Source organism: Serratia sp. CY82433, from assembly GCF_052166535.1.
In the GTDB taxonomy this organism is placed as follows: Bacteria; Pseudomonadota; Gammaproteobacteria; order Enterobacterales; family Enterobacteriaceae; genus Serratia; species Serratia sarumanii.
Map to the genome: position 1 here is coordinate 2,180,698 of NZ_JBJNOR010000001.1, position 22,354 is coordinate 2,203,051.

General features: G+C 58.9%; 21 protein-coding genes. 14 read left to right on the top strand and 7 right to left on the bottom strand.

The genetic code is table 11. From position 1 onward, the window contains the following. Positions 1 to 65: 65 nt before the first annotated feature. From ACJ8PI_RS10625 to flhD, 7 genes are all read right to left on the bottom strand, one after another. The gene (locus ACJ8PI_RS10625; RefSeq protein WP_049234708.1) at positions 66 to 1,736 is read right to left on the bottom strand and encodes a methyl-accepting chemotaxis protein; all 1,671 of its coding nucleotides are present in this window, start codon (positions 1,734 to 1,736) and stop codon (positions 66 to 68) included. Positions 1,737 to 1,931: 195 nt separating this feature from the next. Further along, on the bottom strand, positions 1,932 to 2,432 hold the full coding sequence (gene cheW / locus ACJ8PI_RS10630) for a chemotaxis protein CheW (RefSeq protein WP_025303271.1): 501 nt from the start codon (positions 2,430 to 2,432) through the stop codon (positions 1,932 to 1,934). 32 nt (positions 2,433 to 2,464) lie between these two features. Beyond that, positions 2,465 to 4,486 (bottom strand): chemotaxis protein CheA, encoded by a 2,022-nt coding sequence (cheA, locus tag ACJ8PI_RS10635; protein ID WP_164134339.1) that lies wholly within the window; start codon positions 4,484 to 4,486, stop codon positions 2,465 to 2,467. Further along, positions 4,483 to 5,553, bottom strand: coding sequence for a flagellar motor protein MotB (gene motB / locus ACJ8PI_RS10640; protein WP_164134338.1), 1,071 nt, complete (start codon positions 5,551 to 5,553; stop codon positions 4,483 to 4,485). The genes cheA and motB overlap by 4 nt, the downstream gene beginning before the upstream one ends. Beyond that, entirely contained in the window at positions 5,550 to 6,440 is an 891-nt protein-coding gene (gene motA, locus ACJ8PI_RS10645; protein WP_015378266.1) for a flagellar motor stator protein MotA, read from the bottom strand. Before motA ends, motB begins: the two co-directional genes overlap by 4 nt. A 144-nt stretch (positions 6,441 to 6,584) precedes the next feature. After that, positions 6,585 to 7,169, bottom strand: a complete 585-nt coding sequence (gene flhC / locus ACJ8PI_RS10650) for a flagellar transcriptional regulator FlhC (RefSeq protein WP_016927281.1) — start codon at positions 7,167 to 7,169, stop codon at positions 6,585 to 6,587. Continuing rightward, positions 7,169 to 7,519, bottom strand: coding sequence for a flagellar transcriptional regulator FlhD (flhD, locus tag ACJ8PI_RS10655; protein ID WP_033647796.1), 351 nt, complete (start codon positions 7,517 to 7,519; stop codon positions 7,169 to 7,171). The genes flhC and flhD overlap by 1 nt, the downstream gene beginning before the upstream one ends. Positions 7,520 to 8,447: 928 nt before the next feature. Here flhD and ACJ8PI_RS10660 point away from each other — a divergent pair. From ACJ8PI_RS10660 to tssK, 14 genes are all read left to right on the top strand, one after another. Continuing rightward, positions 8,448 to 8,810, top strand: a complete 363-nt coding sequence (locus ACJ8PI_RS10660; RefSeq protein ID WP_164134337.1) for a hypothetical protein — start codon at positions 8,448 to 8,450, stop codon at positions 8,808 to 8,810. A 54-nt stretch (positions 8,811 to 8,864) separates the two neighbouring features. Beyond that, positions 8,865 to 9,080: a transcription modulator YdgT gene (gene ydgT / locus ACJ8PI_RS10665; protein ID WP_039565480.1), complete on the top strand. Its 216-nt coding sequence runs from the start codon at positions 8,865 to 8,867 to the stop codon at positions 9,078 to 9,080. Between the two features lie 197 nt (positions 9,081 to 9,277). Further along, positions 9,278 to 9,697, top strand: coding sequence for a universal stress protein UspC (gene uspC / locus ACJ8PI_RS10670; protein ID WP_033635011.1), 420 nt, complete (start codon positions 9,278 to 9,280; stop codon positions 9,695 to 9,697). A gap of 85 nt (positions 9,698 to 9,782) precedes the next feature. Further along, positions 9,783 to 10,817 (top strand): NADP-dependent oxidoreductase, encoded by a 1,035-nt coding sequence (locus ACJ8PI_RS10675; protein WP_033635012.1) that lies wholly within the window; start codon positions 9,783 to 9,785, stop codon positions 10,815 to 10,817. An 828-nt stretch (positions 10,818 to 11,645) separates the two neighbouring features. Beyond that, the gene (locus tag ACJ8PI_RS10680; RefSeq protein ID WP_033647800.1) at positions 11,646 to 13,985 is read left to right on the top strand and encodes a type VI secretion system Vgr family protein; all 2,340 of its coding nucleotides are present in this window, start codon (positions 11,646 to 11,648) and stop codon (positions 13,983 to 13,985) included. A gap of 10 nt (positions 13,986 to 13,995) precedes the next feature. Further along, complete coding sequence (locus tag ACJ8PI_RS10685) at positions 13,996 to 14,385, top strand: DUF3592 domain-containing protein (protein ID WP_033647801.1); 390 nt, start codon at positions 13,996 to 13,998, stop codon at positions 14,383 to 14,385. 101 nt (positions 14,386 to 14,486) lie between these two features. Further along, positions 14,487 to 14,987 carry a hypothetical protein gene (locus ACJ8PI_RS10690; RefSeq protein ID WP_164134336.1) on the top strand — a complete coding sequence of 167 codons (501 nt, stop codon included), beginning with the start codon at positions 14,487 to 14,489 and terminating at the stop codon, positions 14,985 to 14,987. Between the two features lie 170 nt (positions 14,988 to 15,157). Beyond that, positions 15,158 to 17,710 carry a DUF2169 family type VI secretion system accessory protein gene (locus tag ACJ8PI_RS10695; RefSeq protein ID WP_164134335.1) on the top strand — a complete coding sequence of 851 codons (2,553 nt, stop codon included), beginning with the start codon at positions 15,158 to 15,160 and terminating at the stop codon, positions 17,708 to 17,710. Continuing rightward, a complete protein-coding gene (locus ACJ8PI_RS10700; RefSeq protein ID WP_033635019.1) occupies positions 17,707 to 18,774 on the top strand; it encodes a pentapeptide repeat-containing protein in 1,068 nt (355 codons plus the stop codon). Before ACJ8PI_RS10695 ends, ACJ8PI_RS10700 begins: the two co-directional genes overlap by 4 nt. Before the next feature lie 30 nt (positions 18,775 to 18,804). Beyond that, positions 18,805 to 19,440: a DUF3540 domain-containing protein gene (locus ACJ8PI_RS10705; protein ID WP_033653621.1), complete on the top strand. Its 636-nt coding sequence runs from the start codon at positions 18,805 to 18,807 to the stop codon at positions 19,438 to 19,440. Between the two features lie 16 nt (positions 19,441 to 19,456). Beyond that, on the top strand, positions 19,457 to 19,849 hold the full coding sequence (locus tag ACJ8PI_RS10710; protein WP_004934933.1) for a DUF4150 domain-containing protein: 393 nt from the start codon (positions 19,457 to 19,459) through the stop codon (positions 19,847 to 19,849). Positions 19,850 to 19,893: 44 nt separating this feature from the next. After that, positions 19,894 to 20,394: a type VI secretion system accessory protein TagV gene (tagV, locus tag ACJ8PI_RS10715; RefSeq protein WP_033648134.1), complete on the top strand. Its 501-nt coding sequence runs from the start codon at positions 19,894 to 19,896 to the stop codon at positions 20,392 to 20,394. Positions 20,395 to 20,423: 29 nt separating this feature from the next. Continuing rightward, positions 20,424 to 20,954 (top strand): type VI secretion system lipoprotein TssJ, encoded by a 531-nt coding sequence (tssJ, locus tag ACJ8PI_RS10720; RefSeq protein ID WP_050595943.1) that lies wholly within the window; start codon positions 20,424 to 20,426, stop codon positions 20,952 to 20,954. Between the two features lie 40 nt (positions 20,955 to 20,994). Then, on the top strand, positions 20,995 to 22,341 hold the full coding sequence (gene tssK, locus ACJ8PI_RS10725; protein ID WP_033638522.1) for a type VI secretion system baseplate subunit TssK: 1,347 nt from the start codon (positions 20,995 to 20,997) through the stop codon (positions 22,339 to 22,341). Positions 22,342 to 22,354: the final 13 nt, after the last annotated feature.

Here is a 22,354-nt window from a genome sequence, read left to right on the forward strand (position 1 = left end):
TTGCAGCCGGCCGGCGACCGGCCTACGTAGGGGAAAGGGCCGCTGCGAGAGAGGCCCGATACCGGTCAGAACGTTTCCCAGTTATCCTGCAGATCGCTGGCGTTCATTTTCTTATGATTGATTACCGGTGTTACCGTCGCCTTGCTGGTGACAGGCGCTTTAAACTCTTCCTGGCCCTCCGCCCTCAGGCGGAATACCGCCACCGACTGGGTCAGCATGCTGGCCTGTTCTTCCAGCGCCGCCGCCGCCGAGGCGGACTCTTCCACCAACGAGGCGTTCTGCTGGGTCACGCGGTCCATTTCCGCTACCGCCTGGCCAACCTGATCGATCCCGCGGCTCTGTTCGTCCGACGCCGAGGCGATTTCGCCCATGATGTCGGTCACGCGGGTGACGGCGTTGACGATGTCGCCCATGGTTTCACCGGCGCTTTCCACCAGCACGGAACCCATATCGACGCGGCTGACCGAGTCTTCGATCAGGCCTTTGATCTCTTTGGCCGCCTGCGCGCTGCGCTGCGCCAGGTTGCGCACTTCACCGGCCACCACCGCGAAGCCGCGGCCCTGCTCGCCGGCGCGCGCCGCTTCCACCGCGGCGTTCAACGCCAGGATGTTGGTCTGGAAGGCGATGCCGTCGATCACGCCGGTGATATCGGCGATTTTCTGCGAGCTGCCGGCGATGTCGTGCATGGTCTGCACCACGTTGGCCACCACCTTGCCGCCCTTCTGCGCGGTTTCGGAGGCGCTCAGCGCCAGCTGTGAAGCCTGACGGGCGTTTTCGGCGTTCTGTTTCACCGTCGCGGTCAGCTGTTCCATGCTGGCGGCGGTCTCTTCCAGCGAAGCGGCCTGCTGCTCGGTGCGGGAGGAGAGATCGTTGTTGCCCGCGGCGATTTCAGACGCGCCGCTGTAGATGGCGTCCGCGCCCTGACGCACGCCGCTGACGGTTTCGATCAGTTCGCTTTGCATGTGTTTCAGGCTGGCCGCCAGCACGCCCATTTCGTTGCGGCTGGTGACGACGATCTGCTGAGTCAGGTCGCCGGCGGCGATCTGTTTGATGTGGTCAATCATGCGGTTCAGCGGGCGCACCAGGATATGATGGATGCCGGTCCAGGCGAGTACGATCACCGCCAGCACTACCACCAGCACCACGATCAGCGTCCAAATGGCCGAGTTGTACGAGCTGTTGCTGCCGTCGACCGCGATTTGGTACAGCTTGCCGTTTTGCTCCAGATACAGGTTGTAGCTCTGCTCAAAGTTGTCCTGGTAGCTCTGCGTAGGCTGATCGAAGAAGGCGTTGATCTTGCCTTCGCCCAGCAGCTGAATCAGTTCGGAGAGCGCGCCGTACAGAATGTCGTACTGTTGCTTAACGCGTTCTGCCGACTGGGGATCCTGACGCGGATCCTGAGGGATCTTTTCGTAAGCGGCATAGTGTCTTTCCGCCCTGGCCAGCTCTTCTTTCGCCTTGGCCAGCAGTTCATCAATGGTGGCGCCGCTGCCGATCTTATTGGTATCCATCATGTAGCGAATACCGGCACGGTTCAGGGAGTTGCGCGCCTGCAGCAGGTCAACGCGGCTTTCACTCAGCTGCAGCTGCTGCTGGCGGATCGTTTGCAGGACGGTAAAGTTTTCCTTATCGCTTTTCAGCGAGGAGAAAAAGAGTCCGCCCGAAATCAACTGCAAGGCGCCAAACAGCACCAACACCAGCAACAGGCTGGTGACCACCTTCATACGATTTAACATGATTTCCCTTGTTGAAGCCCGCGCAGACAGGCTCTGATGACGTTGAATGTGAGAGTTATCGGCGCCGTGCGGCAAAACTTTATGCGGGAAAGTAACTATTTTTAGTGGGGGTTCCGGGCGCGGTCTGCGGCGCCGCGACAGGTCAGGAAGAGTGATGGATGAAGGGGGCAGCGCCCTGCCCCCTGGCGTCATGAATCAGACGCTTTTCGCCACGCTGTCGACCAGCGACATCTCTTCGCTGCTCAGCAGCTTTTCGATATCCACCAGGATCAGCATGCGCTCGCCCAGCGAACCGAGACCGGTGAGGTATTCGGTCGCCAGCGTCACCGCGAACTCCGGCGCCGGGCGGATCTGCTCGGCGGTCAGCGACAGCACGTCGGAAACGCCGTCGACCACGATGCCCACCACGCGCTGACCAAAGTTCAGCACGATCACCACGGTGTTTTCATCGTAAGACACGCTTTGCTGCGAGAATTTCACCCGCAGATCGATGATCGGGACAATCACGCCGCGCAGGTTGGTGACGCCCTTGATGAACGCCGGCGTGTTGGCGATGCGGGTCACCTGATCGTAGCCGCGAATTTCCTGTACCTTGAGGATATCGATGCCGTACTCCTCATTGCCCAGGGTGAAAATCAGAAACTCTTGCCCTACCGTTTCGCCAGCCAATTTGCTGACGGCTGCCAATCCTGCCATATCATTCACCTTTTAAATCAATAAACTCATTATTATGCGGCGGCGTCCGTCAGACGCTTTTCACGGTTCAAGGTTTGCAACGCCGAGACATCGACGATCAAGGCCACGCTGCCGTCGCCCAAAATGGTCGCGGCGGAGATGCCCGGCACTTTGCGGTAGTTGCTTTCCAGATTCTTCACCACCACCTGATGCTGGCCGATCAGTTGATCCACCAGCAACGCATAGCGGCGGCCGGCGCTCTGCAGGATAACGACGATGCCCTGCGTGGCGTCGGTTTTGGCGCCGTCCACTTCGAATACCCGATACAGCTCCACCAGCGGCAGGTATTCGCCGCGCACCTGCAGCACGCGTTCGCCCCCGGCCAGCGGATGCAGATCTTCCGCCTGCGGCTGCAGCGACTCCATCACCGCGTTCAGCGGCAGGATAAAGACTTCGTCGTTCACCTTGACCGACATGCCGTCGAGGATCGCCAGCGTCAGCGGCAGCAGGATGCGGATGGTGGTGCCTTTGCCGGCCTGCGAACGGATCTCGACGTGGCCGCCCATCTCCTGAATATTCCGTTTCACCACGTCCATGCCGACGCCGCGGCCGGAAACGTCGGTCACCTGCTCGGCGGTGGAGAAGCCCGGCGCGAAGATCAGCATGCCGACTTCTTCGTCGCTCATGCTGTCGCTCACCGCCAGCCCTTGCGACGCGGCCTTGGCGAGAATTTTTTCGCGGTTCAGGCCGGCGCCGTCGTCGATAACCTCAATACAGATGTTGCCGCCCTGATGTTCGGCCGACAGCACCAGATTGCCCACCGCCGATTTGCCGGCGGCGATGCGGGTGGCCGGCTCTTCGATACCGTGATCGAGGCTGTTGCGCACCAGGTGCGTCAACGGATCGATGATGCGTTCGATCAGGCTCTTGTCCAGTTCGGTCGAGCTGCCCTGCAGCGTCAGCTCCACCTGCTTGTTCAGCTTGCCGGCCAGATCGCGCACCAGGCGCGGGTAGCGGCTGAAGACGTATTCCATCGGCATCATGCGGATCGACATCACCGACTCCTGCAGATCGCGCGCGTTACGCTCCAGCTGGCTCATGCTGTTCAGCAGATCGCCGTGGTTGACCGGATCGAGCGTGCCGGAGCGCTGCGCCAGCATCGACTGGGTGATCACCAGCTCGCCGACCAGGTTGATCAGCTGATCCACCTTTTCCACCGCCACGCGAATGCTGGTGGACTCGCTCGCCTTGGCACGCGCTTTCGGCGCTTCCGCCGTTGCGGCGGCCGGTTTGGCGGCAGGCGGCGCGGCGCTGGCGACCGGCGCCGGCGCAGGTTCCGGCACGGCGACCGCTGCCGGTAAGCTAGCTTCTGCGACGGCCGGTTCGCTCGGCGTCGGCGTCGAGAAGCTGATTTGTTCCGGTTCCAGCACGAAGCACAGCACGGCGCTGATGTCGTCTTCGCTGGCGGAGGTGAGCAACGTCACGTCCAGACTGTGTTCCGTCTGATGAGGGTCTTTAACCTCGCCGAGGTTGCCCAGCTCTTCCAACATCAAGGGGATTTCACTGGCTTTCAGCCCGTTCAGGCTGATGCGCATGCCGCCTTCGATCGCCGCCGGCGCGGCCGTCGGCTTAATGACAGGCTGCTGAACGGCCGGTTGAGCCGCGGGCGCCGCCTGCTGCTGTTGCGCTTCCAACGCCAGCTGGCGCAGCGCCTGGCAAATGTATTCAAAGCTTTCGGCGTCAGGCTGTTGCGAGGTTTTATAGGCGTCCAGTTGCTCCTGCATAATGTCTTTGGTTTCCAGAAACAGGTTGATAATCTCGGTGCTCAGGCTCATTTCCTGGCGTCTTGCACCGTCCAGCAGGTTCTCCAGCAGGTGGGTGGTTTCCTGCAGCACCGAAAAGCCAAAGGTCGCCGCGCCGCCCTTGATCGAGTGCGCCGCGCGGAAGATGGCGTTCAACGGCTCGATATCGGGGGCCAGCGGATCCAGCTCCAGCAGATGTTGCTCCATGTCGGCCAGCAACTCGTCCGCCTCATCAAAGAAGGTCTGATAAAAATCGCTAATGTCCATGCTCACGGGGTCACCTCTGGCTGTGAGTCGCGGTTAGTCGGTGCGGGTGCGGCCGCCGGTTGTTCCGGCGCCTGATCGGCCGGGGCTATCGCCGGGGATGCCTGCGCTGGGACGCTCGGCGCTGGCGTTGACGCCGCCGGCTCCGGGGCTGCCGCCGAGGGCTCCGGCGTTTGGCTGGCCGGCGCAGTCGCCGACGGCGCCAGCTGTTTCAGGCTGTCCGGCTGGGCGATATCCACCGCGTTGCTTTCGGCATTTTCATGTTCGATGCCTTCTTGCGTTTGCTTATTCAGCACCAGCACGGTGATGCGACGGTTAATCGCGTCATCGGCGCCGTGCTGTTTCAGGCTCATGGTGGCCGCCATGCCCACCACCCGCAGCACCTTGCCTTCCGCCAGGCCGCCGGCGATCAGCTCGCGCCGGGAGGCGTTGGCGCGATCGGCCGACAGTTCCCAGTTGCTGTAGCCGCGCTCGCCGCTGGCGTAAGGGATATCATCGGTGTGGCCGGACAGGCTGATCTTGTTGGGCAAATCGTTGAGGATCGGCGCTATCGCCCGCAGAATATCGCGCATATAGCTCTCGACCTGCGCGCTGCCGGTTTTGAACATCGGCCGGTTTTGGCTATCGATAATCTGGATGCGCAGCCCCTCGTCCATCATGTTGATCAGCAGATGCGGGCGCAGCGCCTTCAGGCGCGGATCGGACTCAATCAACTCATCCAGCTTTTCGCGCAGCTTGTTCAGGCGCAGCTCTTCGGCGCGCTTGTCCGGCGAGTCGACCTGCTTTCTCACCAGGCCGTGCTGCTGCGTAGGATCATCGCCGCCGCCCGGGATCGGGCTGCTTTCGGAGCTGCTCTTGTCGCCGCTGGTCAGGGCGACCTTGAGCGGCGTGCGGAAATATTCGGCGATTTGCGTCAGCTCCTGCGGGCTGGCGATCGCCAGCAGCCACATCACCAGGAAGAACGCCATCATCGCCGTCATAAAGTCGGCATAAGCGATCTTCCAGGAGCCGCCGTGATGGGCGGCATGATGCGACTTGCGCTTTCTGACCAGAACGACCGGATGATTCTGTTTCATGCTTCTTCTTCTTCCGTCGCCTGCTGCGCCGGCGCTTTCACGCGGCGCACGTGTTCTTCCAGCTCAACGAAAGAAGGACGTTCGGTGGTATACAGCGTTTTGCGGCCAAACTCGACGGCGATCTGCGGCGCGTAGCCGTTCAGGCTCGACAGCAGCGTGACCTTGATGCACTGCATCATCTTGACGTTTTCGGCGCTCTTCTGGCGCAGCAACGTGGCCAGCGGCGAGATGAAGCCGTAGGCCAGCAGAATGCCGAGGAAAGTACCGACCATGGCGTTGGCGATCAGCGCGCCCAGTTCCGCGGCCGGCCGATCGGCCGAAGCCAGGGCGTGCACCACCCCCATCACCGCCGCGACGATACCGAACGCCGGCAAGGAGTCGCCCACCATCGCCAGGCTGCCGGCGGGCACTTCGCTTTCCTGCTCGTAGGTTTCGATCTCTTCGTCCATCAGCGCTTCGATCTCGAACGCATTCATATTGCCGCTCACCATCAGCCGTAAATAGTCGGTAATGAACTCCACCAGGGTGTTATCGGCAAGGATGCGCGGATAATTAGAAAAAATTTCACTTTCTTGCGGATTATCGATATCGAACTCGAGCGACAGCATGCCCTGCTGGCGCGATTTGGCCAGCAGGCGGAACAGCAGCGCCATCAGATCCATGTACAGATCTTTGTTGTATTTGGAACGGCGCATCAGCCGCGGCAGCGCGCGCAGCGTGGCTTTGATTGCCTTGCCGTTGTTGCCGACTATGAAAGCGCCGACCCCCGCCCCGCCGATAATCAGAAACTCCGCCGGCTGATACAACGCACCGAGATGGCCGCCCACGATCAGGTAGCCGCCAAACACCGCACCCAATACCACCAGATAACCCAAAATAACTAGCACACGCATTCCTTAAATTAACAATGTGGATGGAAGGTGGGGCAAACGCGCCCTGGCGCACAGACCAGGCTGCGTGTCTGGGGGCGGCATGCCGCCCCTGCGTATCACACGTCGGTATTCATTGCCGAGAGCCGGCAATGTGGCGGCTCAAATGGCGCGTTTGACCTGCTCGTCCAGCAGTTGAGGAATAATATCGGCCAGTTGCGGCGAAAGTTTACGTCTTTTTACGGCGCGGGATGGGGGTTGGCATAAACTGCAGATGAAACCGTTCAACGGCTGGTGCGCGTGGGTGATAAATGCGCCGCCGCAGCAGCTGCAGGCAGAGAGCTGCAGCATGCCGCTGTCGACGAAACGCACCAGCGTCCAGGCACGGGTCAGCGCCAGCAACGGCGCCTCACCAGCCTGCTGAGGACACTGCTCCAGGTAGAGGCGATAGGCTTTGATCACCGCCTCCACTCCGCTGCACTGCCCGCTTTTCATCAGAAACAGGTAGGCGTTGTAAAACATCGACGAGTGAATATTTTGTTCCCAGGTCATAAACCAGTCGGTTGAGAACGGTAACATTCCTTTTGGCGGCGGGCTGCCGCGTAACTCCTTGTAAAGTTTAATCAAGCGCCCGCGGCTGAGCTGGGTTTCGCTCTCCAGCATCTGCAATCGGGCTCCCAGCGAAATCAGCTCCATGGCGAGCTGAATGTCCTTGGCTTCTTGAACGATACTTTTCTCAACCATCATCAGGCTCTTTTCTTCGTCGGGCTAGCGTCTTTACTCGATAGCTCTTGCAGTAAATGGCTTGATAGCAAAATGCCGGTATGGATTTGTTGCAGATCGTCGACGCGCGACTCTTTGGTCAGGCGTTCGATGGTCTGGCTTTCGTTAAAGCGGAAGTGGCAAACCAGCTGGTTGGTCTCGGCCAGTTTAACCATTTGCGGCAAAGTCAGCTGCGCCAGCGCATCGGCCATGGCTTCATCAATACCAAGACGGAACATCGCGGAGGCTTTTTCATCGTTGATCAAACGCTGTGCTAAAAGTAAATATGACAGATTGATGTCATAAATATGCTTAAGTAATTCAGACGTACCCATATTCCCCATCCCGACAGACTATGTTTAAAAACATACGCTGGGTGATAAATTTTATCGCCCGTGACCTGGGTTGTTTCCCAAAGCTGGCAAATTAATCTCTCAAAAACGACTGCTATAATTTTCAACAATCGCTAAATTTGACCACTGTTCAGTATTTGCTACGAGCGTAAACCAACGTGTATGGATGTACAGCATTCTGCTTCGATAGTGTTTAGTCACCATGAAACTATTTTTACAAATTTAATAAGATTATTCCTAAAGCAGCGCAACTCTACCCCCGAACCATTAGCACACACAATGTAAGTGAGAGGCAATTTTAAATACAATGTGACATAGATCACAAAAATAAAAAATAATTAAGCCAAATACACCCAAATACGCTCACTTATTGACCGCCATTTTGTTCACAAAACAGCCATAGGTAAAAAAACGTCTTAAAAACAATGTTTATCCGCCAAAAAATTATCTTTTTTAGATCAATTCGAACAAAAGCATCACCAAACCAAAATAACAGAACAAAAATCTGTGTATAGGCAACAAACTCAGTATAAATAACCATTTGAGTTACTAAAAAATATCCAAGCTGAAAAATAACCTGTGTAAACTATAAGGTTATTAGCTATCGGATTTGACTTAAGCCCTCAGCCTGAGGCTGTTCTAATTTTCCGCATCAGGTGATTATGGCTTATCAATGATTCGCAGGCGTAGTGAACAAGCTAACAGACGTAACGATATGTTTCCGTATTAGCGCGATGCAAGAATGCTTTTTCTACATTAGAGTTCCCCAAAACGACATATCGGCAGCAATCCATAAAACTTTAATGCCTTTTATTTCTTTTTCTTTCGCCGTGATAATTCCCTCTCCCCCAGGGATTATTTACATGGCTTACGTTTTCATCACTTCATTGTCATAAAATAAAACGCAGTTTTGTTTTACTCTTCATATTTCCCCTTCGAGAAAAACGGCTTTTCAGCGCAAGCGACGACGACAAACACCGCCCAATGCCGCAGCGGCACCACGGACGGTGAAAAAATCACCGCAAAAGATGGCCTGGCGCGGTGCCGCGAGCTTGTGCACGGCAAGAACGACGACGCGTCGGCCGTCAGCGGCCCTGAGACTTTCCCTATTTATCCGTTTATCAGCAGGATGAGATTGCTGACGGCGCACTGGCATATTATGATTTATCAAAGCGCCGCTACGTGTGGCGTGACATCATTACCCGGTGCAATTTATCTACTTGAAATGATTTTTGTCAGGTCGTACATCGCTGCCTCGACGGCGTCGCCGTGAGCCGCCGATGTGTTATTCACCCGGCTTTAACTATTAACAGGCTATATTTTAATCATGACCGATACGCTCGAATATCTGCTGACATTCCGTAAATGCTCCTCTTTGGACAGCCTGGAGAAGGTGTACGACAAACTGAACTACTCCATTGAAAATGATAAAGAAATTAGCAACATGTACCGCGCCGCCGACCACCGTCGCGCCGAGCTGGTTGCCGGTAAATTGTTCGATCTGGGCAAGGTGCCGAAAACGCTGTGGGCGCAGGTGCTTTAATTCAGTGAAATTACGTGCGGCAACGGTTTTATCTTTTATTGCTATATAACCGGGGTAAATTCGGCTTTTATTGCCGCGCGTGATGCGAAACACATTTATTCCCCCCGCCAGGCTCTACCCTTTATCCGACGCAGTACCTCCGCCCAGGCCGCCGATGCGGCAGCCTGGAATGCGATGGATACAACAAGGAGTGGGATATGGGGTATCAAAACGTTCTGGTCACCGTCGCCGTTGCCCCTGACAGCCACCGCCTGGTGGAAAAAGCCGTCTCCATCGTCCGCCCTTACGGCGGCAGCATCACCTTGTTAAGCACCCTCGCCAACCCGGAAATGTACAATAATTTCGCCGGGCCGATGCTGGGGGATTTGCGCTCGTTGATGGAGGAGGAAACCCGGCTGTTTATGGAGGAACTGCGTCAACGCGCCGGTTACCCGATCGCCGATGCGCTGATCGTGCACGGCGAGCTGGGTGACAGCCTGGAATACGCCAGCCGCCGTCAGCCGTTCGACCTGCTGATCTGCGGCAATCATCGCGACGGCATGATGAATAAGGTCTCCTGTTCCGCCGCTCGCTTTATCAATATCAGCCACATCGACGTGCTGATCGTTCCGCTCTAAGGCTAAGCACATTCGGTAACGTTGCCTTGCCGCCCCTGGACTAGGCTTAACGCATCTTGTTTGTCGCAACGCAAAGGAGCTTTCGATGTCCCCTTCTTCTCAACAGAACCGCCGCTTCCTGCTGGCCTCGCGTCCGCACGGTGAACCGACGGCGGCCAACTTCCGTCTCGATACCGTCCCCGCACCGCAGCCCGGCGCCGGACAGCTGGTGCTGCGCACCGTTTATCTGTCGCTGGATCCTTATATGCGCGGGCGCATGAGCGATGCCCCCTCCTACGCGCCGCCGGTGGAGATCGGTCAGGTGATGGTGGGCGGCACGGTATCGCGCGTAGCGGCTTCACAGCATCCCGATTTCAACGTCGGCGATTGGGTGTTGGGTTATGACGGCTGGCAGGATTACGCCCTGTCTGACGGCAGCGGCCTGCGCAACCTCGGCCCGCACCTGCCGCATCCTTCCCGCCTGCTGGGCGTGCTGGGCATGCCGGGATTTACCGCTTACATGGGGCTGCTCGACATCGGCCAACCGCAGGCGGGAGAAACGCTGGTGGTGGCCGCCGCCAGCGGGGCGGTCGGTTCGGTGGTCGGCCAAATCGGTAAGCTGAAAGGCTGCCGCGTCGTCGGCGTCGCCGGCGGGGCGGAAAAATGCCGCTATGTGGTGGAAGAGTTGGGTTTCGACGCCTGCATCGATCACCGCGCCCCTGACTTTGCCGAACAGCTGGCGGCCGCCTGCCCTAAAGGCATCGACATCTATTACGAAAACGTCGGCGGGGCGGTGTTCGACGCCGTACTGCCGCTGTTGAACACCAAAGCGCGCATTCCGGTGTGCGGCATCATCGCCCATTACAATGCCACCGGGTTGCCTGCGGGGCCGGACCGCTTGCCGCTGCTGGAGGGGCTGATCCTGCGCAAACGCATCCGTATGCAGGGCTTTATCATCTTCGACGACTACGGCTCACGCTTTGACGAGTTCTTGCAACAAATGAGCAGTTGGGTCGAGGAGGGGAAAATCAAGTTCCGCGAGGACATCGTCGACGGGCTGGAGCAGGCGCCGCAGGCGTTTATCGGCCTGCTGCAGGGCAAGAACTTCGGCAAGCTGGTGATCCGCGTCGCCGACGAGTAACCTCTAGCAGGGCGTGGTACACCACGCCCTGCTTTTAGTCGCCGAATCGCACATCCTCCTCTACCGTCCTCGGCCGTCAGCGTCACCTGCACGATAGTGCGCACCGCTTCCACCCTCGTCGCCAGCGCCCTGCTCAGCTTGCCCGGATGCGCCGCCACCGGCAAACGCGCAACGCGTACGCATTCTCCCGCTGCCTGACGAATTGGCCATCACGTCTTTCCCCATTGAGCCGATCGCCGGCCGGCAGGCAAAGCGCGACCCGGCCTTAATCTGGCTCTGCGGCCTGATAAGCCAAATCGCCTTCGCTCCCTGTCCACATTAATAATTGCTGCATTATCAACCGTTCAACCCCTCGACCAACGGCCTGCAGAGGGGGCTTTCCACGCCTACCAAATAGGAATCATCCGAATTAACATTCGGAAAATTTATATATTTGATCATCTTTAAGTGGCAAATGGTAAGGATAAAAAACAGTCAGTGACTTTTTTTACGTAAAAAAAGAGTTGTTTTATAAGCACGTTGACTTAAGTGTTACAGATTTATTTTTTGGTATTACCAATTATCCAATAATTTGAGATAAAAAATGATCTGCTCGCATGTATATGTTTTAGATGATTAAAACCAAGATCGTGAGCAAGTTAACGAATTGAGCATTGATCCACAAGGCTATTTTGCAAATGCAGAGCTCTATTGTAGACTGCACAAATCGTGCCTTTGTGTAAACTTTGTTAAATCTTTCGTCAGTTCCTGTCTCCATTCGTGACAGATACGCCATCGGGATCGCGCGTCAATTCTCGTGCGGTAGCTATGCCTAAAGCGGGGAATAGTATGGATCGCCTTATCATTGCGCACACGCCTTTGCCCTCCCATCAGCTGTTGTTCAGAAGCCTTTCCGGTGAGGAAAAACTGGCCGGATTGTTCGAGTTCGACGTCGAGCTGCTCAGCCCCGACAATCGGCTCGATCTGAAAGCGCTGCTGGGACAAAAAATCACGTTGGAGCTGCGGGGCAATCCGCTGGCGCCGCGCTATCTCAACGGCAATATCACGCGCATGACCCTCTCCGGACGGGAAGCCGGCGGCAACCGTTACTATATCTACCGCGCCGTGCTGCGCCCCACGCTGTGGTATCTGACGCAAAACCGCGATTTTCGCATCTACCAGGAAAAGACCGTTCCCGACATCCTGACCCAGGTGCTGGGGCAGTATCAGGTGAAAATCGATAATCGCCTGAGTTACGACTACCGCATCTGGGGGTACTGCGTGCAGTACCAGGAGAGCGATTTCGATTTCATCAGTCGCCTGATGGAGCACGAAGGCATCTATTACTATTTCACGCACCAGCAAGACGGCCATACGCTGGTGCTGGCTGACGCGCCGTCGGCGCATCAGGAACTCGCCGGCTACGCCAGCATTCCCTATCAGCTCGCGGAAGGCGGCCTGGTGGAAAACAAAGACAGCATCAACAGCTGGAGCGTTTCGGACGCCATCACGCCCAGCCTGTATAGCCTGGATGACTACGATTTTCGCAAGCCGCGTGCGCGGTTGCTGGAGGCGCGGCAGAATCCCGCCTCGTTCGCACAGGACAAAGCCGAGGTGTTCGACTGGCCCGGGCGTTATACCGATCACGCCCACGGCCAGTTTTACGTCAAGGTTCGCCAGCAGGAGTTCGAAGCGCAGCACGAGCAGATGAGCGGCGAAGGCAGTTCGCAGGGCATTGCGCCCGGCTACCGTTTTCAACTGATCCAGGCGCCGCGTATGGAGGACAACCGCGCCTACCTGGTGGTCAGCGCGCATTACTTCATGCAGGAAAACAGCTACGCCAGCAATGATAACGACGTCGGCGAGCAGCGTACCGAATTTCAGGTCGTTCCGGCGGACATCAATTGGCGCCCGGCGCGCATCACGCCCTGGCCGAAAACCCACGGCCCGCAAACTGCCGAAGTGGTGGGGCCGGAAGGCGAAAGCATCTGGACCGATAAGTATGGCCGGGTGAAACTCAAATTCCGTTGGGATCGCCACGGCAGCGGCAATGAAACCAGTTCCTGCTGGGTGCGCGTCTCCAGCGCCTGGGCCGGCTGGAAATACGGCGGGATCCAGATCCCGCGCGTGGGCGAAGAAGTGGTGGTCGACTTTATCAACGGCGATCCGGATCGCCCTATCATCACCGGCCGCGTTTACAACGAAGACAGCATGCCGCCGTGGGATCTGCCCGGCGACGCCACCAAAATGGGCTTTATGAGCCGCAGCAAAGGCGGCGGCGCCGACAACGCCAGCTTCCTGTTCCTGGAAGACTCGCCCGGCAACGAATCTTTCGACATGCACGCCGAACGCAACATGAACATGACGGTGGAAAACGACAAGAACGTCAATATTGACGGCAGCCGCACCACCACCATCGGCCGCAAGCAGGACGACACCGTCACCGGCGACGCCACGTTCCTGTACAAAGCGAAACGCACCACCACCGTCGATGGGCTGGAAACCGCCAACCTGAACGCCCACCAGACGGTGAACATCAAAGGCGGCCGCGACCTGACGATTATCGACGGCGGCGATAAAATCGACATCACCGGCAATCAGTCCTTCAAGCTTGACGGCGCGCAGACGCAAAACATTACGCAAACCCAACACGTCACGGTGAAGGGCAATCAGACCCTCGACATTACCGAAGGGCAACAAACCAGCACCATCAAGCAAGGACAAACGGTCAACATCACCTCCGGCGGGCAGCACACCACCATCACCGCCGGCGGGCAGGAATTGACGGTTAAAGGCGGCGGCCAAACCGCTACCGTCACCGGGAATGTCACCGAGACCTACAAAAACGATCAGAGCACGACGATCACCGGTACGCTGACCATCAAAGCGAAAACGATCAACATCACCAGCGCGGACGGCGTATCGGTGCAGACACCGAGCTGGAAAGATAACTGCCACGGTTGGAAATGGGTGGCGACCGGGGCCAACTTCGCCTTCTACGGCTCCAATCTTGCGTTGACAGGAGCCAGCCTGAAACACACGATGCTGGATATCTCGCACAATCCGCTGGCGATCAGCAAAACCAATTTCAAGCTCAGTAACGATCCCATGACGTTCACTCAGCTTGGCGCGCTGGTGACCAACGGCGCCTTACGGTTGAGCACCAAGGCGCTGGCGATCTTTTTATAAAGGGACTCCCATGTCGAAGGCCAAAAATGTTCTCACCGTTATCGGGTTGATTTTATTGGCTCCTATCCTCAGCCTGGTGGGTTTTTTCAAATTCATCACGGTCGATATCTGGGGTTATTTCAAACATATCGGTTCTTCCCTCAGCGTGATGGAGAACGGTATTTCCGCCTCCGGGCAAATCGTCAGCATTCGCCAGACCAACCTGTGGGACGGGAATCGGCCGGTCTGCGAAGTCGAAGTCAAATACATCGCCCAAGACGGAAAAAACCATACGGCCGTGGCGAAAGGCCCAATTAGCGTCGTGGATCTGCCGCGTTATCAGCCGGGCCATTTCACCGCGATCAAGTACGATCCGAAGAACCCCAAAAAAGCGGTGATCGAAGAGCTTTCCCGGCTTTGAGCGAAAAGGCTTCTTTCAATCACGCGATCCGATTGCAACACTCTGCCAACGGCTTATCGTTCATCGGTTCGCTAACTCACCTTGCATAAGGAAGTGTCACGATGGGCGCGTTCATTGCCTTTTCGACGCAGGACAGCCTCTGGGGACAAATCCTGTTTACCTTCTTTGGCATCCTGGTTGGCTGCGTCTTGCTCGCCGCGATCGGCAAAACCTTTTTGTCGGCCAGCCGAGCGGCCGCGTTGCCTGCGCGGTTGCTGATCTTTGTCGCGCTGATGCTGGCGCTGCTGAAATACAACCAGCAGGTGATGTCTGCGGTGAATGCCCCCGCAGAATTGATCGGGTTCCTGATTTTGCCCGGCTTTTTGATGGGTTACCTGGGTGCGGCGCCCACCGGCAGACTGGCGCTGGCGATAGAGCTGCCCTGTTTTGCGGCGCTCGCCGCGCTGCTGATTCTGGGCACCGCCGACGTCGAATTTTTTGCCCCCTTTCACCTGGAGAGCGCCGGCCAATTTATCGCCAAGGCGATCGCCGCGGCATTGTCCGTCGCCGCCGTGCTGTTGGCTCGCGGAATAAACGGGAAGGACGGCGCACTGTCCTCTTGATCATCCCTTTCGAAGCGGGGCCCTCCCCGCATTAACGATCGGCGCTGAACGCCGCATCGTTTTCTTCATCTGTTGTGACATAGCCTGATATCTATTAAACCGAAAAACGGATTGTTTTTGAGCAGCAGCCTGGCTGCCAGCTGATATCCACAGGAAGCTTTACACACACAATGAAAGTCGTAAAATCTCTGCGCCTCAGCGCGCTTCATCGCCCCTTCTCTTGGCAAGGGCAAAACCATCTGGGCGTTTCCGTTTTGGCCTTGGCCGATATGGGGGCTTCCCCGCGCCTGCGCCCCGAACCGGAGCTGTGGCAGTTGGCCGCCGAAGAACTTACGCTGAGCGGCGGCGTGCTCGATTTGGCTATCCCCAAAGCCTGCGCGGAGTTTCTCGCCACCGGTAACGCCTACACCCACCATCAACAAGACAAAACCGCTTGCGCCGTAAAGATCCAGCTGGATTCGCTGGAAAAAACGCTGGTGGTTTTCGGCGATCGACATTGGATCAACGATCGTCCCTCCACTCCCCTCCCTTTTGCAGAAATGCGTCTGGACTGGCGCCGGGCTTACGGCGGCACCCAGTTCGCCGATAATCCGCACGGCATCGGCGCCACTCCAGAAACATTTCCGCAGGGCCGCATCCATCGCCTACCCAATATTGAACCGCTGCAGGGGCGCCTCGCGTCTCCTCGGCAAAGCGCGCAACCGGCAAGCTTTGACGCGTTGGATATCACCTGGCCGCGCCGCTTCTCCCGCATCGGTAAAAACTACGACGCCGACTGGTTGAAAAACGGCTTTCCCGGCTTCGCCAACGATATCGACTGGCGCCTGTTCAACATGGCGGAAGGCGATCAGCAGTTTCCTCAACGCGACAGCTTGCCGCCCCGCGCCGCCTATCGAATTTGGAACATGCACCCTTCAGAACCGGTGCAGCAAGGTCATTTGCCGCCGTGGCGCACACGCTGTTTCATCAACCGGCTGCGCGGCGACGAAACGCATTTCGAAGAAATCGCGATGCGCCACACCACCGTCTGGTTCTTCCCCCATCGGGAACAGATGCTGCTGATTTATCAGGGCAGCACACGCATCAATGAAGACGATGCCGCCGACGTAATGCAGCTGATGCCGGCTTTGGAAATCGAAGGCAAGCCCCGCTCCACCGCGCATTATCGGCAGGTGTTGACCCAGCGGCTGGATAAGGAACGGGGGGCTCTGCACGCGTTTCGTGAGCAAGAGTTGTTGCCGGAAGCGTGCATCGGCGCCTGGCTGGATACGGAAACGCCGACGCAGCAAAGCCCGATGGCGGAAAATATCGCCGCCTACGAGCACCGGCAGCGCGAAGAGCACCGCCAGCGCCTGCTGCGTGAAGGCCAGGACATCGATGAACTGTTCCCGCTGCCGTCGCAAGACGCGCCGCCGAAGTTGGACGAGCTTGCCGAATTCGTCGAGCGTCTGGAAAGCCAGGCCGAGGCGCAGTATCAGGACATGCTCAAACTGGCGCAAGCCGAGGGTATCGATCCGCGCAATCCCGGTGGGGATCACGTGCCGCCATCCGGTGCGGAAAGCTACCAGCAGCAGCGCGATCTGCTGTTCCAGGAGGCGCGCCGGCATCCCGACGCGTTCAGCGAAAAACAGCTGGGGGAAAGCGAGCGCGCGCTGCACCAAATGTATTTAATGTCGGCACAGGCGCAAAGCCCTGCGCTGCGTTTAAGCGGCGATCTGGCGCAAATCATTCGCCAACGCGTCACCGCCGCCATGCTGCGCGATAAGGATCTCAGCGGTCTTGATCTCACCGGCGCCGATCTGTCCGGCATGGATCTCTGCCAGGCTAACTTGCGCGGCGCTTTGCTGGAAAACGCCAACCTGCGCCAAACCCAACTGGTGGGTTGCGACCTTCGCGAGGCGATGCTGGCGCGCGCCGATCTCAGCGGTGCCGTCTTGCAGCAGGCCGATCTGAGCCACGCCTCTTTGGCCCTGGCGAAATGCGAAGCGACGGATTTCGGCGGCGCGCAGCTGCACGAAACCAACATTCAGCAAACGTTGTTTCAACGCTGCGATTTCACGATGGCCTCATTACGCGATTTGCTGGGATACGAAACCTTGCTCGGGCAGTGTGATTTCAGCCGCGCCACGCTGGCCAACATTACGCTGATGGAGCTGCAACTGGAGCAGCTGACATTCAGCCACGCCCGGCTCGACAAAGTCAGCTTCGTCAAATGCCGCTTGCAGGCGGTGAACTTCGATCGGGCGCGGCTGGAAAGCTGCGCCTGGGTTGATACCGAGACGCAAAGCCTCAGTTTCCGCGCCGCACGCCTCACGGCCTGCGCCTTCGCGGCAAAGACGCTGCTGCCGCAGGCGGATTTCAGCGACGCGACGCTAAACCAGTGCAATTTACGCCAGATGCCGTTGCAGCGGGCCAATTTCAGCCGTGCGCGTCTCAATAATTGCGACCTGTCGGAAACCCGGTTGAACGACGCCGATTTCCGTCAGGCCAACGGCAGCGGCAGCCTGTTCATTCGCAGCGATCTGTCTCGCGCCAACCTGCGCGACGCCAATTTCATTGCGGCAATCCTGCAAAAATGCGTGCTGTCAGGCGCCGACCTGCAGGGCGCCAATCTGTTCCGGGCCGACCTGTCGCAGTCGCAAGTGGATCAGGCGACCCGGCTCGAGGGCGCCTATACCGCCAGGGTGAAAACATTGCCTCGCCACAACGGGAAGGAAGTATGACCTCAAAGCCAGAGCAAATACGCCAGCGCGTGAAACGCGGCGAGCTGATTGCCGGTGAGGATTTGCACGGCCTGTCATTCGCCGGTATGGATTTGGCCGGCGGCATGTTCAACGAACTGAACCTGAACGGCGTGAACTTCTCCGATTGCGATCTGCGCGACAGCGTCTTCAGCAATTGCCGGCTCGAACAGGCGCAATTTGCACGGGCGAACCTGAAGCAAACGGCCTTCAACCAGTGCGCCATGTCGGGCGGCCGCTTCAGCGAGAGCCATATCGAACTGACGATGTTCAACGACTGCCGGCTTGAACAGGGCGACTTCAGCCGGCTGGCGCTCAACCAAAGCCACTGGATGTCATGCCAATTGGCCGGCGCGAATTTTTCCGCCACTCAGCACGATCGCACCACCTTTTACGAAAGCCCGCTCGACGGCGCTGCGTTGAATCAGGCGCGGTTATCTCTTGTCACGTTCTTCCGATTAAATCTCCGTGACACAAGGTTTGAAGGGGCAGATTTCGACCGCGTCACGTTTTTCGAATGTGACCACCGCGGCAAAAGTTACGCCGGGCAGCGCCTGATCGCCTGCCAGTTTACCGATAACCAACTGGACGACGTCGATTTCAGCCAGGCGACGCTGCGTCAAAGCAACTTCAAGGGCGCTTCGCTGCGGCGCGCCAACCTGGCGGGCGTGCAGGCGCAGCAGTCGCTGTGGCTGGAGGCCAATCTGACCCATGCGCAGTGCCGCGGCGGGCAGTTCGATCAGGCGATCTTCAGCGAAGCGACGTTGGACGCCGCCAACTTCAGCCAGGCGCGCCTGTATCAATGCGTATTCCAGCACAGCCGCGCGGCGCGCTGTGATTTCAGCGACAGCGACCTGACCTACGCCGACTTCTGTTATGCCGACATCGGCGCCGCCGATTTCCGCCGCGCGCGCTTTATGCGCACCCGCATGCACCGCGCCCATCAGCAGCAAACGCGCTGGGGCGATCGCAGCGGGATCCTCGAGCGCGACGAAGAGCTGTACGCCGCCGAAACCTGGAGCGCACAGCGCCAGAGCCGAATCTGAATGCATTGACCACTTCACGAGGGGATCACCATGAGCGTTGCCAACACAACCCGCGCCGTCAACATCGCACCGCCCCAGCAGGCCGCCGGCCAGGTCGTCAACCTGTTGCCGGACGGCAGTCTGGTGGTGGAGTGCGAAGGCCGCGGCTGGCATTGCCGCCGGGCGGCGAGCTGCCTGCTGACGCCGGCACTCGGCGATAACGTGCTGGTCGCCGGCTGCGGCCACCAGCTGTGGGCGATCGCCGTCCTTGAGCGCGCGGAACCGCAAAGCGCGGCGCGGCTGAGCGTTGCAGGCGATCTGCACATTGAAACGCCGAGCGGCTCGCTGTCGCTGCACGGTGCGCAGGCGCTGAAACTGAGCGGCGACGCCATGACGCTGCAGGCCAACAGCGGCGACTGCCAGGTCGACAAGATGAAATACAGCGGCGAAGAGCTGTCGGCCTTCGTCAGCATCAGCCGCCTGGTCGGCAAACGCTGCGAGTCGCTGTGGCATTCGGTCAGCCAGATCAGCCATTCGCTGTTCCGCAAAGTGCGCCAGACCGAGCACGTGCGCGCCGGGCAGCTGGATTACCAGGCGGAAGATTACGCCCGCATTCATGCCCGCAACACGCTCATTACTTCAAAAGACATCACCAAGCTGGATTCGGAACAAATCCACGTCGGATAACCTGCGGAGGCCTTTTATGTTTGCCAACAGCCAAATGATCGGCGTGGACCTGGCGTTTCCCGACGTCTGTCTGACGCCAAGCCCGGCGCCGGTGCCGGTGCCCTACCCGGATATCGCCCTGGCGCCGACCGCCATTCCGAACGCGTTCAACATTCTGTTCGTCGGCACCCCGGCGCACAACATGGCGACGGTGACGCCGCTGACCAACGGCGACAACCCCGGCGTGGCCACCGGCGTCGCCTCCGGGACGGTGATGGGGCCGTCCCGCCACCTGACCGGCGCCTTTACCGTGCTGCTCAAAGGCACCCCGGCCACCCGGCTGACCAGCCTCAGCCTGCAAAATTCCACCAACGCGCTCGGCATGCGCATCGTGCCGAGCCAATTAAAAGTGTTGCTGCTTGCGCCCTGATGACGGCGCCCTATTACACAGCCATTAAACAAGAAGAGGACATTGTGAAAACACGGATTACCCTGACGCTGCTGACCGCCCTGACGCTTGCCGGTTGTTCCACGCCGCCGCCGCCGCCGCCGGCGCTCAATAACGACGCCATCGTCAGCAGTGAGGTCAACGGCGTCACGCTAAAGCACCGCGCCGCGGTGAGCGCGCCGAAACAGTTCAAGCCGATCGGTGAGGAGTACCGCAGCCTGTACGCCGCCAGCATCATGAGCAGCCCGAATTATACCGGCACCGCCGTCGGCAGCCTGGACAACGCCGCCGCGTTCTACGCGCTGGGCGAAGTGGAAAACAACTGGCTGGCGATCTCCGCCATCCGGGGCGGCGACCTGGTGGGTTACATCCAGGCCAACGCCGGCGTACCGGAAGCGCGCTACAAATCGACGCTGCGCAAAGATCTGCCGCGCCGCGCGCGCGCCGCCAAACAGGACTGCGTCAAAGTCGGCGGCGACAGCAAGGCGTGTAAAAACGCCGGCTCAGCCACCTGGATCCTCCAGTAGTCAGCACGCCTGCGGGCGACGAGATTCCCATGATGACGACCCCTATCGCTTCCCGCTGGTGCGGGATGCTGTTTTTGCTGCTGGGCGCGTTGGCGCTCGGCGGCTGCATGTCTTCCGCCAAAAGCGTGCCGTCGCGTTACAGCCTGGTGTTCGATGCCGATCGCCAGGTCAACGCCGCCGCCGGCGCGCAACCGGCGCCGATAAAAATTCGCGTGCTGCTGCTGCGTTCGGATGCGGAATTCATGGATGCCGACTTCTTCAGTCTGCAAAACGACGCCAAAAGCGTGCTCGGCAACAGCCTGCTGGACAGCGATCAGTTCTTCCTGACGCCGGGCCAAAGCGGCAAAAAACTCGGTGGGCAAAGCGCGTTGGATGCGCGCTACATCGGCGTGATCGCCGAATATCAAAATCTGGACGGCAAAACCTGGCGCCTTTCACTGCCGCTGCCGGAACCCACCGAAACCAATTTCTATAAGGTATGGCAATTCTCGCCGGATGAGCTGGAAGCGCATATCGTCGCGGGCGTGAGTGGCCTGCGCCCCGTAAAAAAGGTCGACTGACCTACCGCTGCGCTGAAGCGAAGTAACTATAGGTGTGATGATGAAAGATGCTCATAAGGTTGTCTGGACGGAGGGGATGTTTTTGCGCCCCCACCATTTCCAGCAGGCGGAAAACTATCTCGAAGGCTACATGCGCAACTGGGGCCAGGCCCACAGCGGCTGTTTCTGGGGTTTCCTCACCCTGGATCTGGACCAAACGCTGCTGCGCCAGGGCAAGATTGCCCTCAACGCCGCCAGCGGCATCATGCCGGACGGCACGCCGTTTCGCTTCGCCGGCGCCCAGCAGGCGCCCGCGCCGCTGACCATCGCCGAAAACAAGACCGGTGAAAACGTGGTGCTGGCCCTGCCGACCTACCGCGCGGGGCGTGAAGACGTGATCTTTCAGGAAAGCCCGGAGGCGCTGGCGCGCTATCTGGCTTACGAGAATGAAGTCGACGATCTCAACGCCGTCTCGGTGGGCAGCGCGGCGCTGCAGTTTGGCCGCCTGCGCCTGCGGCTGATGCTGGAGAGCGAGCTCAACGCCGAATGGACGGCACTCGGCGTGACCCGCGTGCTGGAAAAACGCGGCGACAACAGCCTGCGCCTCGATACCGCGCAGATCCCACCGATGCTGAACTGCCAGGGCAACCCGGTACTGAAAACCTTCATCAACGATCTGCAGGGCCTGCTGCAACAGCGCAGCCAGCAGATGAGCCAGCGCCTGCTGCAGCCGGGCCGCGGCGGCAGTTCCGAAATGGTCGATTTCATGCTGCTGCAGCTGATCAACCGCCACCTCGGCCAGGTGAGCCACGCCTACCACCTTGACCATCTGCACCCGGAGCGCCTGTTCGCCGATTGGCTGCAGTTCGCCACCGAGCTCGCCAGCTTCTCGGCGCAGCGTACCCCGGAAGGCCGTCTGCCGGTGTATGACCACGACAACCTGGCGCTGTGCTTCGGCAAGCTGATGCTGTTGCTGCGCCAGGGGCTGTCGGTGGTGCTGGAAGACAACGCCATTCAGCTGACGCTGGTCGAACGCTCCCACGGGCTGAACGTCGCCACCGTGCAGGACGCCAAAATGATGCGCGACTTCGGCTTCGTGCTGGCGGTGCGCGCCGACGTGGCCGCCGAGGTGTTGCTGACCCATTTCCCGGCGCAGATGAAGATCGCCCCGGTCACGCGCATTCGCGATTTGGTGCAGCTGCAGCTGCCAGGCATCGGTTTGCGCACCATGCCCGCCGCGCCGCGCCAGATCCCCTATCACGCCGGCTACACCTACTTCGAGCTGGAAAAAGGCGGCGACCTGTGGAAACAGATGGAAAAATCCAGCGCCTTCGCTCTGCACCTGGCGGGCGAATTCCCGGGGCTGGACATGGAATTTTGGGCGATTCGCAGCCATACGGACCGGTAACCTATGACTCAGG